The organism is Methylobacterium sp. GXS13 (assembly GCF_001455965.1).
GTDB lineage: Bacteria > Pseudomonadota > Alphaproteobacteria > Rhizobiales > Beijerinckiaceae > Methylobacterium.
Map to the genome: position 1 here is coordinate 1 of NZ_LKKO01000035.1, position 16,432 is coordinate 16,432.

At 66.9% G+C, this 16,432-nt stretch carries 12 protein-coding genes and 2 pseudogenes; 12 read left to right on the forward strand and 2 right to left on the reverse strand.

The features are described 5' to 3' along the window. The 6 genes from AO398_RS12775 to AO398_RS12800 form a co-directional block, all read left to right on the forward strand. On the forward strand, positions 1-513 hold a 513-nt coding region (locus tag AO398_RS12775; RefSeq protein ID WP_152997509.1), incomplete at its 5' end, for an integrase core domain-containing protein. A 361-nt stretch (positions 514-874) separates the two neighbouring features. After that, positions 875-2,113, forward strand: a complete 1,239-nt coding sequence (locus AO398_RS12780; RefSeq protein WP_058192424.1) for an amidohydrolase — start codon at positions 875-877, stop codon at positions 2,111-2,113. Further along, entirely contained in the window at positions 2,110-3,024 is a 915-nt protein-coding gene (locus AO398_RS12785; RefSeq protein WP_058192425.1) for a LysR substrate-binding domain-containing protein, read from the forward strand. Before AO398_RS12780 ends, AO398_RS12785 begins: the two co-directional genes overlap by 4 nt. 98 nt (positions 3,025-3,122) lie before the next feature. Further along, positions 3,123-4,007, forward strand: coding sequence for an NAD(P)-dependent oxidoreductase (locus tag AO398_RS12790; protein WP_058192426.1), 885 nt, complete (start codon positions 3,123-3,125; stop codon positions 4,005-4,007). Next, entirely contained in the window at positions 4,007-5,545 is a 1,539-nt protein-coding gene (locus AO398_RS12795) for an aldehyde dehydrogenase family protein (protein ID WP_058192427.1), read from the forward strand. Before AO398_RS12790 ends, AO398_RS12795 begins: the two co-directional genes overlap by 1 nt. Before the next feature lie 72 nt (positions 5,546-5,617). Next, positions 5,618-6,979, forward strand: a complete 1,362-nt coding sequence (locus tag AO398_RS12800) for a DUF3100 domain-containing protein (protein WP_058192428.1) — start codon at positions 5,618-5,620, stop codon at positions 6,977-6,979. A gap of 190 nt (positions 6,980-7,169) precedes the next feature. Here AO398_RS12800 and AO398_RS12805 read toward each other — a convergent pair whose 3' ends face one another. Beyond that, entirely contained in the window at positions 7,170-7,718 is a 549-nt protein-coding gene (locus AO398_RS12805; RefSeq protein ID WP_082643260.1) for an XRE family transcriptional regulator, read from the reverse strand. Positions 7,719-7,769: 51 nt separating this feature from the next. Next, positions 7,770-8,911 (reverse strand): annotated as a pseudogene (locus AO398_RS12810) (IS3 family transposase). Positions 8,912-9,044: 133 nt separating this feature from the next. Here AO398_RS12810 and AO398_RS12820 point away from each other — a divergent pair. From AO398_RS12820 to AO398_RS12850, 6 genes and pseudogenes are all read left to right on the forward strand, one after another. Then, positions 9,045-9,542: a DUF892 family protein gene (locus tag AO398_RS12820; protein WP_058192430.1), complete on the forward strand. Its 498-nt coding sequence runs from the start codon at positions 9,045-9,047 to the stop codon at positions 9,540-9,542. 202 nt (positions 9,543-9,744) lie between these two features. Then, positions 9,745-10,927 (forward strand): annotated as a pseudogene (locus tag AO398_RS12830) (IS3 family transposase). A 263-nt stretch (positions 10,928-11,190) separates the two neighbouring features. Further along, positions 11,191-12,309 (forward strand): branched-chain amino acid ABC transporter substrate-binding protein, encoded by a 1,119-nt coding sequence (locus AO398_RS12835; protein ID WP_058192432.1) that lies wholly within the window; start codon positions 11,191-11,193, stop codon positions 12,307-12,309. Between the two features lie 40 nt (positions 12,310-12,349). Further along, complete coding sequence (locus tag AO398_RS12840) at positions 12,350-14,140, forward strand: peptide ABC transporter substrate-binding protein (RefSeq protein WP_058192434.1); 1,791 nt, start codon at positions 12,350-12,352, stop codon at positions 14,138-14,140. 185 nt (positions 14,141-14,325) lie between these two features. Beyond that, positions 14,326-15,204, forward strand: a complete 879-nt coding sequence (locus tag AO398_RS12845) for an EamA family transporter (protein ID WP_058192519.1) — start codon at positions 14,326-14,328, stop codon at positions 15,202-15,204. Between the two features lie 199 nt (positions 15,205-15,403). Then, positions 15,404-16,396 (forward strand): IS481 family transposase, encoded by a 993-nt coding sequence (locus AO398_RS12850; protein ID WP_058192436.1) that lies wholly within the window; start codon positions 15,404-15,406, stop codon positions 16,394-16,396. The last annotated feature ends 36 nt before the right edge of the window (positions 16,397-16,432 follow it).

Sequence of the window (16,432 nt, forward strand, 5' to 3'; positions counted from 1 at the left end):
CTGTCGACGGTCCTGGACGACTTCTCACGCACCATCGTCGCCTGGAAGCTGTGCACGACGATGCAGGCCAGCGACGTCACCGCCACGCTCGACCTCACGCTGGGTGCGGCGGGGCTCGATCAGGCGCGGGTGATGCCACGACCACGTCTACTCTCCGACAACGGGCCGAGCTACGTCGCCAGCGACTTGGCTGACTGGCTCGGCATTCGGGGCATGACCCACATCCGCGGTGCGCCATGCCATCCTCAAACGCAGGGCAAGATCGAGCGTTGGCACCAGACGCTCAAGAACCGCATCCTACTCGAACACGCCGACTTGCCCGGCGAGTTGGAGACGCAGGTTGCCGACTTCGTCGAACACTACAACCATGCCCGAGCCCATGAGAGCCTGAGCGACCTCACGCCCGCTGACGTCTACTTCGGACGCGGCGAAGGGATCCTGGCCGAGCGGGAACGCATCAAGCGCCAGACCCTGATGGATCGCCGCTTGCGCCACCACGCGCAGGCCGCCTAACCTCTTACCCCAGATGGACCAGAGCCTCCGCTCCTGAACACCGCAGACTGTCCCAAATCATCTGACGACGGACAGTCGACGGAGGCTGGATGGCGGCTTGAAGTCCAGCTACCGGCGCGAACGCGCGCTTGGTCGGTTCCGAGCGACAATCCATGGCAACCGATTTCATCGCCTGGCCCGCATCTCAGTCTTTGCCGCATGAGCGCGATGCTGCCGATTACGGGCGGCTGCACAACAATGTCTTGTCGCGCCCGCCGGGGGGGCGCCCGGCCGCAGTCGAGCTTCGCCATCCGGACTGTCGTGGCGGCGGACCAGCCGCGCTGATGGCTGACGCGGACTAGGATGCGTGAGGAACCCCGGCATGACGTCGACCCCCGAACCGAACGCGGGCGCCCCGTGCGACCTGCGCCTGCACGACGCCACGACCGCCGGGGGGCGCCGGGTGACCATCGACATCCTGGGCGACCGCGTGGCCGCCCTGCGGGATGCCGACGCGCCGCTGCCGCCCGCTGGCCGCACGATCGACCTCGGCGGTGCCCTGGTGCTGCCCGGACTCACGGACGGGCACGTCCACCTCGACAAGTGCCTGCTCGGCCTCGACTGGCGCCCGCACCGGGCGCAGGGATCCGTCCGCGCGCTCATCGCGGACGAGAAAGCCTTCCGCCGGACCACGCGGGTCCCGCTCGCCGAGCAGGGGGCTGAGGCGCTCCTCGAGCGCATGATCCGCGGCGGCACCACGAGTCTGCGCACCCATGTCGACATCGACGACGTGACGCGCCTCGATCACCTCGCCCAGATCCTCGATCTACGGGCGCGCTGGGCCGACCGGCTGCAGATTCAGATCGTCGCCTTCCCGCAGAGCGGGATCCTGAGCTGCCAGCTGGTCGCGGGTGATCTGGACGCGGCCCTGCGGATGGGCGCGGATCTCGTCGGCGGCCTCGATCCCGTTGGTATCGACGGCGACCCCGACGGGCCCCTCGATATCGTCTTCGCCCTGGCCGAGCGCCACGGACGCGGGATCGATATCCATCTCCACGACGGCGGCGCGGCCGGCCTCGATACGATCGGATCGATCGCGGCCCGTACGGAAGCGGCCGGGCTCGGCGGGCAGGTCACGATCAGCCATGCCTTCGCCCTCGCGGAGGCCGATGACCTGCAGCTCGGCCGGATCGCGGAAAGCCTGAGCCGGGCGAGCGTCGCAATCCTCAGCAGCGTGCCGGGCGGGCGTCGATGCCCGCCGATTCAGCGTCTGCGTGAGCTCGGTGTTTCGGTCTGCTTCGGTACCGACAACGTGCGCGATTGCTGGAATCCCGCCACGGTCACCAGCATGGTCGACCGCGTTCAGCTCGCCGCATACCGGTTCGATCTCCGCACCGACGCGGATCTCACGGCGCTCCTCGACCCCGTCACTGCCGTCCCGGCGCGGGTTCTGGGCTTGGGACCGGGCGTGGTGGCGCCCGGCGCGCGGGCCGACCTGATCGCCTTCGGTGCAGGCGGCGTGCCGCAGCTGATCGTCGAGCGTCAGGCGCCGGTGCTCGTGGTGGCTAAGGGCGCCGTCGCGATCGACCGGCGCACCGCAGGTAAGGTGCCGCAGCCGTGAACGACCGCGCCCTGCGCTACCTCCTCGCCGTCGTGCGCGCGGGCTCGGTCCGGGCCGCCGCCGAGGTCCTAAACGTCGCGGCCTCGGCCGTCAGTCGGCAGATCATCGAGCTGGAGGCGCAAGTCGGCGAGCCCCTGCTCGAACGCCTGTCCCGGGGCGTGATCCCAACCGAGGCCGGCCGTCTGGTCGCCGAGCACGCGCAGCGGCAGGCCGACGAGGCGGCGCTGCTGGAGGACCAGCTGAAGCGCCTGCGCGGGGTGCAGCGGGGCACGATCAGCCTGCGCTGCGGTGCCGGCTTCCTGATCGACCTCCTCGACAACGCCCTGGCGGGCTTCGCCCAAGACCATCCGGGCATCGCCTATCAGGTCGAGATCGGCACCACCGACGGCATCCTCGCGGCGATCGCGCGGGGCGAGGCCGATATCGGCCTCGTGTACAATCCGCCCGCGCATCCGGATGTCCGCGGCGTCGTCTCCGCCCGGCAGCCCCTGCTCGCCGTCCTGCCGAAGGGCCATCCCTTAGCCGACGGGGCGGCCCCGGTTCCGCTGCGCAGCTTCGCCACCGAACCGGCCGCCCTCCTGCCGCCCGACCACGGGGTGCGCCAGCTGATCGGCCGCGTCGAGGCGGATGGCGGCTTCCGGCTGGTCCCGCGGTTGGAGACCGCGTCCTTCGATATGCACCGCCGCTTCGTGATGGCGGCTATGGGTGTCGCCTTTTTGCCCCGCTTCGTGGTCGCGGCCGAGCTGCGCGACAGAGTCGTTGATGCGGTGCCGCTGCGCGACGCCATCCTGTCGGAGGCGAGCGCCCACCTCGTCATCCGGGCCCGACGGCGGCTGCCCGAGGGCGCCGCGCGGCTGCTCAGCTGGCTGGCCGACCACATGGTAGCGTTCCGGCCGCCGCCGGTCTCATGAAAGCGTGCTGAATTTCCGCACGGATCGTGCAGAAATCGGTTGTTGTCGCAACACGCGTTTACCGGAACGATCTTGCCGCATCGCGAGGACGGATCGGCATGACCATCGCAACGGTAGGAGTCGTCGGGCTCGGCAACATGGGGCTGGGCATGGCCGCGACCCCGGCCCGCGCGGGCTTCGCGGTCCTGGGCTACGACATCGCCGCGGAACGGCGGCCCACCGCCGCGGCGGCCGGCGTAACCACCCTCAACGCTCTGAACGACGTCTTGCGCCGGGCCGACGCGCTGGTCTTCTCGCTGCCGCTGGCGCGGGACGTCGAGGCGGTGGTCACCGCAGAGGGCGGCCTCCTGTCCCGGACCGACCGGAAGGTGGTCGTCGTTGACACCTCGACCTCAGATCCCGGCACGACCCGGCGCCTGGCGGAGCGCCTCGCCGCCGCCGGCCACGGCCTCCTCGACGCGCCGGTGAGCGGCGGCCCGTCCGGCGCCACCGAAGGCACCCTGACCATGATGGTCGGCGGGGCGGAGGCTGACTACGACCTGGCCCGGCCGGTCCTGGAGGCAATGTCGGCGCGCGCGCCGCATGTCGGTCCGTCGGGGGCCGGCAACATCGTCAAGCTAATCAACAACCTGCTGGTCGCGGCGCATCTCGTCACCACCGGCGAGGCCCTGCGGCTGTCCGAGGCGGCCGGCCTCCCGGCCGAGGAGGCCGTCAAGGTCGTCAACACTGCCACCGGCCGCAGCGCGATCAGCGAGGTCATGGTCCCGCGCTGGGTCCAGTCCGGCACCTTCGACAGCGGCTTCTCGGCCGGCTTGATGCGCAAGGACGTGCGCCTCGCGCTCGAACTCGCCGCCGAATGCGGCATCGACCTGCCGCTCTCCGCCGCGGTGAAGCAGATCTGGCAGGCCGCGCAGGACACCATTCCTGACACGGCCGACTTCACCCGCATGGCCGATTACCGCGATCGCAAGGGAGCCCACTGATGTCCGGGATGCCGCACTCGCCCGCCGCCGAGCGGGGCCCCGCCCTACTGGCCGACCTGCTGCCGGGCGGCCGCATCGGCAGCGTCGTGGCCGGCGAGATCCTCGACGGGACCGGCGGCGCCCTCGATCTGGTCAACCCCGCCGATGGCGGCGTGCTGGCGCGCTTCGCCGATGCTGGGCCGTCGGTGATCGAGGCCGCCATGGCGGCGGCGCGGGACGCCCAGCGCGCGTGGTGGGGCCTGAGTGCCGCCGCCCGCGGCCGGGCACTATGGGCGGTGGCCGCCCTGGTCCGGCAGCACGCCGCGGCGCTCGCCGAGCTGGAGACCCTCTCGGCCGGCAAACCGATCCGCGACACGTGCGGCGAGGTCGCCAAGGTCGCCGAGATGTTCGAGTACTATGCCGGCTGGTGCGACAAGCTCCACGGCGAGGTCATCCCGGTCCCGACCTCGCACCTGAACTACACCCGCCACGAGCCCTTCGGCACCGTGGTGCAGATCACCCCCTGGAACGCGCCGATCTTCACCGCCGGCTGGCAGATCGCCCCGGCCCTCTGCGCCGGCAAGGCCGCGCTGTTGAAGCCCTCCGAGCTGACGCCGCTGACTTCGCTGGCGCTGGGCCTGCTCTGCGACCGCGCCGAGGGGATACCGCGCGGCCTCGTCTCGGTCCTCGCCGGCGCCGGCCCGACCACCGGGGCGGCGGCGGTGGCCCATCCCGACACGCGCCTCGTGGTGTTCGTCGGCTCGGCCGAGGCCGGGGCGCAGATCGCCGCCGCGGCGGCCCGCAACATCGTGCCGAGCGTGCTCGAACTCGGCGGCAAGTCGGCCAACATCGTGTTCGCCGATGCCGATCTCGACCGGGCGCTGATCGGTGCGCAGGCCGCGATCTTCGGCGGCGCCGGCCAGAGCTGCGTGGCCGGCTCCCGGCTCCTCGTGCACCGCTCGATCCACGCATCCTTCGTCGAGCGCCTGTCCCATGCCGCCGCGCGCATCCCGGTCGGTGCGCCGACCGACCCGGCGACGCAGATCGGACCGATCAACAACCTGCGTCAGCGCGACAAGATCGCCGACATGGTCGAGGCCGCCGCGGGTGCCGGCGCGACCATCGCGGCGGGCGGGGGCTGCCCCCCGGACCTGCGGGACACGGGGGGCTTCTATTACGGCCCGACCATCGTCGATGGCGTGGCGCCAGACGCGGCGATCGCCCGGGAGGAGGTGTTCGGCCCGGTCCTGACGGTCCTGCCGTTTGAGAGCGAGGCGGAGGCGGTCGCACTGGCCAACGGTACGCCCTACGGCCTCGCCGGCGCGGTCTGGACCGGCGATGGCGGGCGCGGCCACCGGGTTGCGGCGGCGCTCCGGGCCCGGACGATCTGGGTCAACGGCTACAAGACGATCAACGTGGCCTCGCCGTTCGGCGGATTCGGCCGATCGGGCTTCGGCCGCTCCTCCGGCCGCGAGGCGCTGATGGCCTACAGCCAGACCAAGAGTGTCTGGGTCGAGACCGCCGCCGAGCCGGCGGTGACCTTCGGCTACGTGGGCTGAAGCCTTCCGCGCGCCGGGCATCGGATCAACCGACGGGACCGGCGGGCCGGGCAGCAGGCAGAAAGGACGGCGATGGCGGGCGAACTCTCTGAGGCGGATGCGCGGCCGGGCGCGCCACCTGTCTCGGGCGGCGGGAAGCTGACGCTGTTCCTCCTCGCCCTCGTCATCGTCGTCATCGCTGAGGCGATCGGCAATGTCAGCATCCCGGTGGGTGCCGGCAAGATCGTGCTGCTCCCGCTGCTCTGGGCCCTGCTCCTCGGCGGGGCGCTGGGGCTGATGAGCCCGCGCCTCCCGGCGCCGCTGCGGCTGTCGGGCGCCCTGCAGAACGCGGCCTCCGCTTATCTCCAGCCCGCGCTGCTGATCTTCATCGCCAAGCTCGGCCTGCTCGTCGGCGGGTCGCTGCCGAAGCTTCTCGCCTCGGGCTGGGCCCTAGCCTTCCAGGAATTCGGCCACTTCTTCGGGACGATGGTGTGCGGTTTGCCGGCCGCGCTCCTGCTCGGCATCAAGCGCGAGGCGATCGGCGCAACCTTCTCGGTCGGCCGCGAGCCGAGCCTCGCCATCATCGGCGAGCGCTACGGCATGAATTCGCCGGAGGGCCGCGGCGTGCTGGCCGAGTACTTGACCGGCACGGTCTTCGGCGCGGTATTCATCGCCCTGCTGGCCGGGCTGATCGCCAGCCTGAAGATCTTCGACCCGCTGGCCCTGGCGATGGGGGCCGGCGTGGGCTCCGGCAGCATGATGGCCGCCGCCTCGGGGGCGATCGCGGCCCAGCAGACGCCCGAGGTCGCCAGGGACGTCGCCGCCTTCGCAGCAGCCAGCAATCTCGTCACCACGACGATCGGCACGTACTTCACCCTGTTCCTGTCGCTGCCCTTCACGATCTGGGCCTACGGCAAGCTGGAGCCGATCCTCGGCCGCAACCGGCCGGACGCCGCCCGCCCAGCGGTCGACCCACAGGCGGCCGAGCCGGTCCATCAGGAGGTGCGAGTCGGCCTCGGCGAGACCGTGCTCGCCTGGGTCCTGATCGGGGCCTACGGTCTCATCGGCAACTGGCTGACCTACGGTGTCGTCCCCGACGCGCAGGTTGTCGCCGGGATGGCGATCATCATCGGCACTGTCCTGGCTGGATGGGGCCTGTACCTTCTCCTCGGCCGGCGCCTGCCCGCCGTCCTCTGGGTCTCGATCATCGGCATGGCGCTGACCTATCCCGGTACGCCCTACGCCGCCGAGATCGCCGCCCTGACCGGCAAGCTCAACTTCCTGGCGCTGGCCACGCCGATCCTGACCTTCGCAGGGCTCTCGGTCGCCAAGGACGTGCCCGCGTTCCGCAGCCTCGGCTGGCGGATCGTCGTGGTCTCCTTCCTGGCCAATGCCGGGACGTTCCTCGGCGCGGTGCTGATCGCGCAGTTCTTCATCCACGCGCCGCCGGGGTGAGCCGCTACGCCGACCGGCATAAGGTCGCGTGGGTGATTGCGGCGCGCGCTCCTGCGTCGAACCGCGATCCATCTCGGCGAAGGGCACCCCGGCGCATCATTTCGAAAGGCGGTCGCCGGTCTTCGGTAAAAGACGATGCCAAGAGCGCGACCTAAAACCTCCTTCCGGGTCCGGTGCCCGGAACGATGCGCTATCTGACCTTGGCTTGAGCAGGCCCGAGGACGTTGACCCAGAGCACGATGGACTGGCCGCGCGGGTCGGGATTACTGAAGCGATGCGGCCGCCGGCTCTCGAAGCGGAAGCTGTCGCCTTCCGCCAGCTGGAGCTTACGCGCCTCGACCGCCAGGGTCAGCCTTCCCTCGAGGACGAGGCCGGCCTCCTCGCCTTCATGACTGAACGACTCGTCGCCCGTGCTGGCGCCGGGTTTCAGGACCATGTGGAACAGGCTCATGCCCTGTGTCCCGTCGGGCGGCGTTAGAAGCTGCTTGGTGATGCCGGCACGCCAGAGCTGCAGCTCGGGTCGATCCTTCCGGAACACGACGATCGGATCCGGATCGGGCTCGTCCAGGGTGGGTTCGAACAGGCCTCCGATCCCGATCTGCAGCGTGTCCGCGAGGAGCGCCAGCACGCGCAGCGACGGCGAGGATAGGCCCCGCTCAACCTGGCTGATGAAGCCGATCGACAGGCCCGTGCTGGAGGCCATCGCCTCCAGCGAGAGGCCGCGCAGGCGCTGCCCCACGGCCCTGTCACCGTGACCTGACCGGTATTTTGGACCGAGCCGATTGAGAGGCTACTGCATGGCCGCTGCCATGGGTAGCCGGAAGGCCAGATCCGGGAAGCTGACAGGCGCGGGCGGCCGATAGCCCAGGGACGAATGCGGCCGGACGCGGTTGTAGGTAGTTTGCCAAAGACCGATCACGATCTGCGCCTCCTTCAGCGAGTAGAAGATCTCTTGTCTCAGGCACTCATCCTGAAGCTTGCCATTGAAGCTCTCGCAGTACCCGTTCTCCCACGGCGAGCCCGGCGCAATGTACTGGATCTGTGCTCCGGCTTTGGCGACCCATTTGCGCAACGCCTTGGAGATCATCTCAGGGCCATTATCGCAGCGTATGTGCTCCGGGATGCCGTGCAGGCACATGGCGTCGGCCAGCGTCTCGATCACGCCGACGCTGTTGATGCGTCGCGCCACCTTCAGCGCCAGACAAGCTCGGCTATGCTCGTCGATCAGCGTCAGGACCCGGAGCGAGCGTCCGTCGTGGGTCCGCGCCTGGACGAAGTCGAAGCTCCAGACGTGATTGCGGTGGAGCGGACGCAGCCGCACGCTGGATCCATCGTTCAGCCACAGGCGGCTGCGCGGTCGGTGCTTCTGTGGGACCTTGAGCCCCTCGCGACGCCAGATGCGTTGAACCCGATCCTTGCCCACCTGCCAGCCGTCCGCTTGTAGCAGCGCGGTGATGCGGCGGTAGCCATAGCGCCCGTACTCGGACGCCATGGCAATGATGGCGCGGGTCAGCGCATCCTCGTCGGCCAGCACGGTCGGCACGTAGCGTTGCGTGCCCCGGTGCTGACCGACGATCCGGCAGGCGTGACGTTCCGAGAGGCCGTACTTCTCCCGGATCCCATCGACCGCCTGCCGGCGTCGCTCGGGGGCTACAAGTTTCCCGCGGCGACGTCCGCCAACACCTGCTTCTCCAAGGATAGATCGGCTACCAGTCGCCGCAGCCGCGCGTTCTCGCGCTCCAGGTCCTTCATCTTCCTGGCCTGATCGACTTGGAGACCGCCGTACTCCTTGCGCCAGCGGTAATAGCTCTGCTCGGAGATCTCCGCCTCCTTGCACGCTAGCGCTAAACTCTTGCCCTGGGCCGTCTGCACCTCGATCTGCCGCAGCTTCAGCACCACCTGCTCCGCGCTCGTCTTTTGACCTCGCCGCATGTCCGACTCCTTCGGTCCTGGCTGATCCTCTCAATCAGTCCGGTCCAAAGCCAGCCGGTCAGGTCAAAAGCCCGGTGCCGACAATTGTTGAGCCTGCACCAACCCTTTTGATCGTTCAGATAAGGATGAAGGTATGAGCAACGCAAAGCGGGCGATGGATACCTACCTGAATGGGCTGCGCAATCAGCACGCGGTTGAGACCCAAGCGATCGGCACGATTCAGAACGAGCTGCCTCGAATGGAGGCGTACCCCGATCTGCACACGAAGATGAAGATCGACCATGAACGATCGGTCACGCAGGCTGCGCGGCTCGACGACCTCCTTGAAAAGCCCGGATCGAAGAAGTCGTTGCTCAAGGAGGCAGTTACGGGCGCGGTCGCTACGGTAGCGGGGTTCACTCATGCCGGCGCAGGCGACGAGGTATTGAAGAACGTCCTCGCGGCTATTGGCTTCAAGGCCTATGAGATCAGTTCTTACAAGGTTTTGATCGTGCTCGCCGAAGCGGCTGGCGCGGACGACGACAGGTCGACGCTCGAACAGTCAATGAAGGATGAGCAGGAGATGGGCGATTGGCTCGGGAGCAATCTGCCCAACATCGTTCATGCCTATCTTGAGCGGAAATCTGTGTAGCTCGGTTACACGCACACCCGCCAGCCTGTAATCATATCGGGCGGCGGGACCGAGCAGGCCGCGAGGGAAATGGCTGGGATGAGCGTAAAGCCGAACAGCCGGTTTTGCAGGATTTAACGATCCGGCGTGGCGTAGTCTGGTGATCCTCCCCCGGTTCCACGGACACCTCTGATACGCTCCTTGTGGGCGGGGAAGGTGTTTGATGGCCATGACAAGACGCGAGTTCACGCCCGAGTTCAAACGCGAGGCGGTAGCGCATTTGGAGAGCAGCGGCCGAACACAGATGCAGATCGCGGCCGAACTCGGGATCCACCCTCCATGCTGAGGCAGTGGCGCACTGGGCTGATGGGTGGCTCCCCACCGCCGCGGGCAGCAGGTTCACCGGAAGCCGCATCCGCGAGCCCGGTGGCTTCCCCCTCCGACCAAGCGGCCGAGATCGCCCGTCTGCGGCGTGAACTTGACCGGACGCGCATGGAGCGCGACGTCCTAAAAAAAGCGATCGGCATCTTCGCGGAGATGCCCAAGTGACGTTTGCCTTCATCGAGCAGCATGCGAACACCTGGCCGGTGCGTCTCATGTGCCGCGTGCTCGAAGTCTCTCACAGCGGCTACTACGAGTGGCGATCACGCTCCGAGAGCGCCCAGGCGACGTCCAACCGTCGACTTCTCCACGACGTCCGGCGTATCCACACCGGGCATCACAGGCGCTACGGCTCGCCTCGGATCCATGCTGCCCTGCGCGCAGAGGGCCGAACGGCCAGTCGCGGGCGGGTGGAGCGTCTGATGCGCCGTCATAGCATCCGGGCTCTGGCAGGACGTCGATTCCGACCCTGCACGACCGATAGCCGCCACGATCTGCCGATCGCGCCCAACCTTTTGAAGCAGCAGTTCTCGGCGGCGTTGCCCAACACGGTTTGGCTGGCAGATATCACCTATCTGCCCACCGGAGAGGGCTGGCTCTACTTAGCCGCCGTCCTCAATCTCGCCACTCGCAAGATCGTCGGCTGGTCCATGCGCAAGCACATGCGGACCGAGTTGACGTCGGCGGCTCTGATGATGGCCACCCAACGGCAACGACCGGGGACTGGCCTCATCTGCCACTCGGATCGCGGCAGCCAATACGCGGCCGAGGCCTATTGCAAACAGCTCGCCGACATGAAGGCGACGCCCACCATGAGCCGGACGGGCTGGTGTTACGACAACGCTCCCATGGAAAGCCTCTTCCATACTCTCAAGGTCAAACTCGTTCACCAGCGACGATGGGCGACCCGGGACGAGGCCCGACGCGACTTGTTCGCCTACATCGAAGGCTACTACAATCGGCAGCGCATCCACTCGACACTCGGCTACATCACGCCCGAGCAGGCCGAACGGAACGCGAGCTAACCCCCCTGTCCGTGAGATCGGGGGAGGATCAATCGAGAGCTTACCCGTTTTGGCGTACCGTGGCCGCACAGGGGGCGCGGCTGAATGCCTGCACTGGCAGGATCTACGGCGCAGGCAGAACCTCATAAGGTCGCTGGACGCCGGTAAAGGGCACATGAGTAGAACGGTTCGACCGTTTGACCGGTGTGAGCTCCGCTCTGGACGGCCACGATCTTGCAGGCAGGCACGGGCAACGCCTGAGAGCGGTAGCCTGAGAGATCAACATGCGCGCTTCTGTGTTGGCCGGCATTCTCGGCTTCCTGATGGCCGGCTCAGCGCAGGCTCAGGTCAAGATCGGCATCGTCGGTGCGATTACTGGGCCTAACGCGGCGTTCGGCGCTCAGATCAAGAACGGCGCCAGCCAAGCAGTTGACGACATCAACAAAGCTGGCGGGATCAACGGCCAGAAGCTCGTGGCCGTCATCGGCGACGATGCAAGCGATCCCAAGCAAGGCGTCTCAGTGGCCAACAAGTTCGCCAGCGAGGGCGTCAAGATGGTCGTCGGTCACTTCAACTCCGGTGTGTCAATCCCGGCCTCCGACGTCTACCTCGACGGTGGCATCGTCCAAGTCACGCCCGCCTCCACGAACGTGAAGTTCACCGAGCGCGGCATGTGGAACACGTTCCGCACCTGCGGCCGCGACGACCAGCAGGGCGCGGTGGCGGGCACCTACCTGGCCGAGCACTTCAAGGGCAAGAAGATCGCCTTCGTCCACGATAAGACGCCCTACGGCAAGGGACTCGCCGACGAGACCCTGAAGTTTCTCAAGGCCAAGGGCGGCAAGGAGGTGATGTTCGAGGGCATCAATCCTGGTGAGAAGGACTACTCGGCGCTCGCCTCCAAGCTAAAGTCAGCCGACATCGACATTATCTACTTTGGCGGCCTGCACACCGAAGCTGGGCTGATCATCCGGCAGATGCGCGACCAGGGCCTGAAAGCGCCGATGATGAGCGGTGATGGCATCACCGACAAGGAGTTCGTCCAGATCGCCGGCCCAGGCGCAGCGGGGACGCTGATGACCTTCTCGCCGGACGCGCGCAAGAACCTGAACGCCAAGGATGTGGTGACGGCCTTCAAGGCTAGGGGCATCGATCCCGAGGCCTACACGCTCTACTCGTACGCGGCCGTGCAGGTTCTGGCGAAGGCGATGGCCGAGACCGGCTCCAGCGACGGCAAGACGCTCGCGGACTGGCTGCACCAAGGCAGGCCGACGCAGACGGTGATCGGCGAGATCGCCTACGACAAGAAGGGCGACATCACCCGACCCGACTACATCATGTACGAGTGGGCGAAAGGCGCCGACGGCAAGATCGACTACACAGGGCACGAATTGACTCAATGATCACACTGCGCACAGCGCGGCGGAGATCGAGGGCAAACTCATGGATGAGCGGTATCTGCGTGGCTTCATCGAGCAGGTGAAGGACGGCCGCTTGTCGCGGCGCGGCTTCGTGCAGCGGATGCTGGCGCTCGGCCTCTCCGCGCCGATGGCCGGGCTGATGCTGGCCGGGAACGGGGTGGCGATGGCCGCCGACATCCGCGCCGGCTACAAGCCGGCCAAGGCCGGGGGCGGCGGGGCGCTGCGCCTGCTCTGGTGGCAGGCGCCGACCCTGATCAACCCGCATTTCGCCATCGGCACCAAGGACCAGGAGGCTTCCCGGATCTTCTACGAGCCGCTGGCCGCCTGGGACCCGGACGGCAACCTCGTGCCGGTGCTCGCCGCCGAGATCCCGTCCAAGGACAATGGCGCGCTGGCCGCGGACGGCCGATCGGTGGTCTGGAAAATCAAGCCGGGCGTCACCTGGCACGACGGCAAGCCGCTCACCGCCGACGATCTCGTCTTCACCTGGGAATACGCCCGAGACCCCGCCACCGCGGCGGTCACGGTCGGCTCCTACAAGGATTGCACCGTCGAGAAGATCGACGACCTCAGCATCCGGGTCCTGTTCGACAAGCCGACGCCGTACTGGAGCGATGCCTTCGTGGGCACCGTCGGCATGGTGATCCCCAAACACCTGTTTTCCGCCTATACCGGCGCCAAGTCCCGGGAGGCGCCCCAGAACCTCGCGCCGGTGGGCACCGGCCCGTACCGGTTCCTCGAATTCCGGCCCGGCGACATCGTCCGGGGCGAGCGCAACCCGAACTACCACCTGCCCAACCGGCCGTATTTCGACACGATCGAGATGAAGGGCGGCGGCGACGCGGTCTCGGCGGCGCGCGCGGTGCTCCAGACCGGCGAGTACGATTACGCCTGGAACCTTCAAGTCGAGGACGAGGTGCTCAAGCGCCTGGAGACCGGCGGCAAGGGCCGGGTCGACGTCGTCTACGGGGGCAATCTCGAGTTTCTGCTGCTCAACACCACTGACCCAAACGTCGAGGTCGACGGCGAGCGCTCCTCGCTGAAGACCAAGCATCCCGCCTTCTCGGACCCGAAGGTCTGCCAGGCGATGAACCTCTTGGTCGACCGTAAGTCGATCGAGACGTACATCTACGGCCGCACCGGCAAACCCACCGCCAACACAGTCAACGGCCCGGAGCGCTTCGTTTCCAAGAATACGAGCTTCGCCTTCGATCCGGCCAAGGCCAACGCGCTCCTCGACGAGGCCGGCTGGGCGAAGGGCTCGGACGGCGTGCGGGTCAAGGACGGCAAGCGCCTGAAGCTGCTGTTCCAGACCTCGATCAACGCTCCGCGCCAGAAGACCCAGGCGATCATCAAGCAGGCGGCAGCCAAGGCCGGCATCGAGATCGAGCTAAAATCAGTCACCGGCTCGGTGTTCTTCTCTTCCGACCCGGCCAACCCCGACACATACCCGCATTTCTACGCAGACATGGAGATGTACACGAACAACATGACCCAGGCCGATCCCTCGATCTGGCTCCTTCAGTACGTCTCGTGGGAGGTCGCCACCAAGGAGAACAAGTGGCAGGGACGCAACGTCGTGCGCTGGCGCAACGATACCTACGATGCGGCCTACAACGCCGCTCAGCGGGAGCTCGACCCGGTCAAGCGGGCGGCGCTTCTGATCAGGTGCAACGACCTCGCGGTCTCGGAGAACGTGCTGCCACTGATCCACCGAGCGAAGGTATCGGCGGTGGGCGCACGACTCACTGCCTTGCAAAGCGGTTGGGACAACGACCTGTCGTTCCTGCCCGATTGGTACAGGGAGGCCTGAGCGGGAGGCGAGCGCCATGGGCACCTACATCGCGCGACGGCTTCTGATCGCGCTTCACAGCACAATCCGTCGTCGCTCCACGTTTCCCAAGGCTTGGACCGGTGCTTGTCATGAGCGGCTGGCGATGAGTGCAGCATGAGTGTCGGGAGCGATCCGGCGTGAGCCGCCTCGTAGCCTTCGGCATCATGGCGCTGATCTGGGGAGTGACGTGGTTGCCGACGAAGATCGCCACGCAGGCCGTCCCGCCGATCTTCCTCGCCACGGCGCGCTTCCTCCTTTCCGGCGTCCTGTTCCTCGTCATCGTAAGCGTACGGCGCTTGCCACTGCGCATACATGGGTTCGGCCGGATCGTCGGCGCCTCGCTCCTCATCACGACTGGCTGCTATAGCTTCGTGTTCTGGGGTGTCGCTCATGCTCCCAGCGGCCTATCGGCGATCGTCAATCTGTCGCTGATGCCGATATTCCTCGCGTTCATCGGTTTCCTCTACGACCAAGAGCGCCTCAGCGCGCGTCGAGTCGGCGCGATCGGACTCGGTATCAGCGGGCTCGTGCTCCTGTTCTCCGGCCGGGCTGAAGCCGCGCAAGATGGCGTTACGGTGGTGCTCGCTCTCACTTCGGTGGCATTCGGCACGGTCTGCTACGCCTGGGGCTCCGTGATCAGCCGGCCCTTGACGCAGTCGATGCCGCCGCTGGTTCTCGCTTTCTGGGAGACGATCATCGGCGCGATCGGGCTCGTTCCTGTGTCGTTGCTTATAGAGGGCTACGACTCAGGCCGCTTCGCCGCCCTGTTGGATGGACGGGTGCTATTCTGCCTCGGCGTGATGGTCATCGGCGGCTCGCTAACCGGCTTCTCTATCTTTCTCTGGCTTGTGCGGGACTGGGGCGCCTTCCGCGCCGGCCTGTATGCCTTCGTCAGCCCGGTGATCGCAGCTGCGATCGGCGTCATCTACGCGCACGAGCCCTTCGGATGGGCGGAGGCATCGGGTATGGGGATCATGCTCGCAGCGACCGCGTTGGCGCTCACCGATTGGCCACGTGTGCAGGTCGACCGAGACACCTCTTAAGCCGTTCGTGGTCAAGGCGCAGTCTGATTACTCCGAAGTTCGATCGCGCCGCCATCACGGCTTGTGCAGCAAGAACGCATTTGACTGCAGTGAGTCGGGAGCGGTCTACCGGGTCTTGCCGTAAGCAGAATCACAGTTTTAGATGTTTGATCCCAGGGTTTGATGGTGCACTCTTCACGTTGGAGTGGAGGGACGCGCTATGGGCCAGGTTCTTCACGGCAGCGCCACAACGACGGAGGCGATCCGTCGAGCAATCCAGCATAGTCAAGCGAGTCTAAGGGTGCTCTCGAAGCGCTACGGGATCAACCCGAAGACAGTTGCCAAGTGGGAGAAGCGGACTTCGGTCGCCGACCAGCGCACGGGGCCGAAGGATCCCCGCTCGACGGTGCTGTCATTGAAGGACGAGGCGGTCATCGTCGCCTTTCGCCGACATACGCTCCTGTCGCTCGACGACTGCCTCTACGTCCTCCAGGCCACGATCCCGCACCTGACCCGTTCGTCGCTGCATCGCTGCCTGCAGCGCTACGGCATCAGCCGACTGCCGGAGGTCGACGGCGACAAGCCCAAGCGGTCGCGCTTCAAGGCCTATCCGCTCGGCTATTTCCACATCGATTTGGCTGAGGTCCACACGGCGGAAGGGCGGCTCTACCTACTCGTCGCCATCGACCGCACGACCAAGTTCACCTTCGTCGAGCTGCACGAGAAGGCGACCCGGTGGGTTGCGGGTGACTTCCTCCGCCATCTCATCGAGGCGGTGCCCTACAAGGTGTACACGGTGCTCACCGACAATGGCACCCACTTCACGACACCCGGCAACGTTGCCACGGCCGCCTCCATCATCAAGGAGGCGATCGCAGCCGGCGACACCTTCCGAGCCCACAACTTCGAGTCCGCCTGTGCCCGCAACGATATCGACCATCGCCTGACCAAGCCGCGGCACCCCTGGACGAATGGGCAAGTCGAGCGAATGAACCGCATGATCAAGGACGCGACGGTCAAGCGCTGCAACTACGACAGCCACGAGCAGCTCCGCGCTCACCTGGCCGACTTCGTCAGCGCCTACAACTTCGCACGCCGCCTGAAGACCCTCTGGGGTCTCACGCCCTACGAGGCCATCTGCAAAGCATGGTCCGCAGAGCCCGGTCGCTTCAGGTCAAACCCGCTCCACCAAATGCCGGGACCAAACATCTAGACTAGAGGCGCCGGAAAAACGGACGAGCCCCTTCCG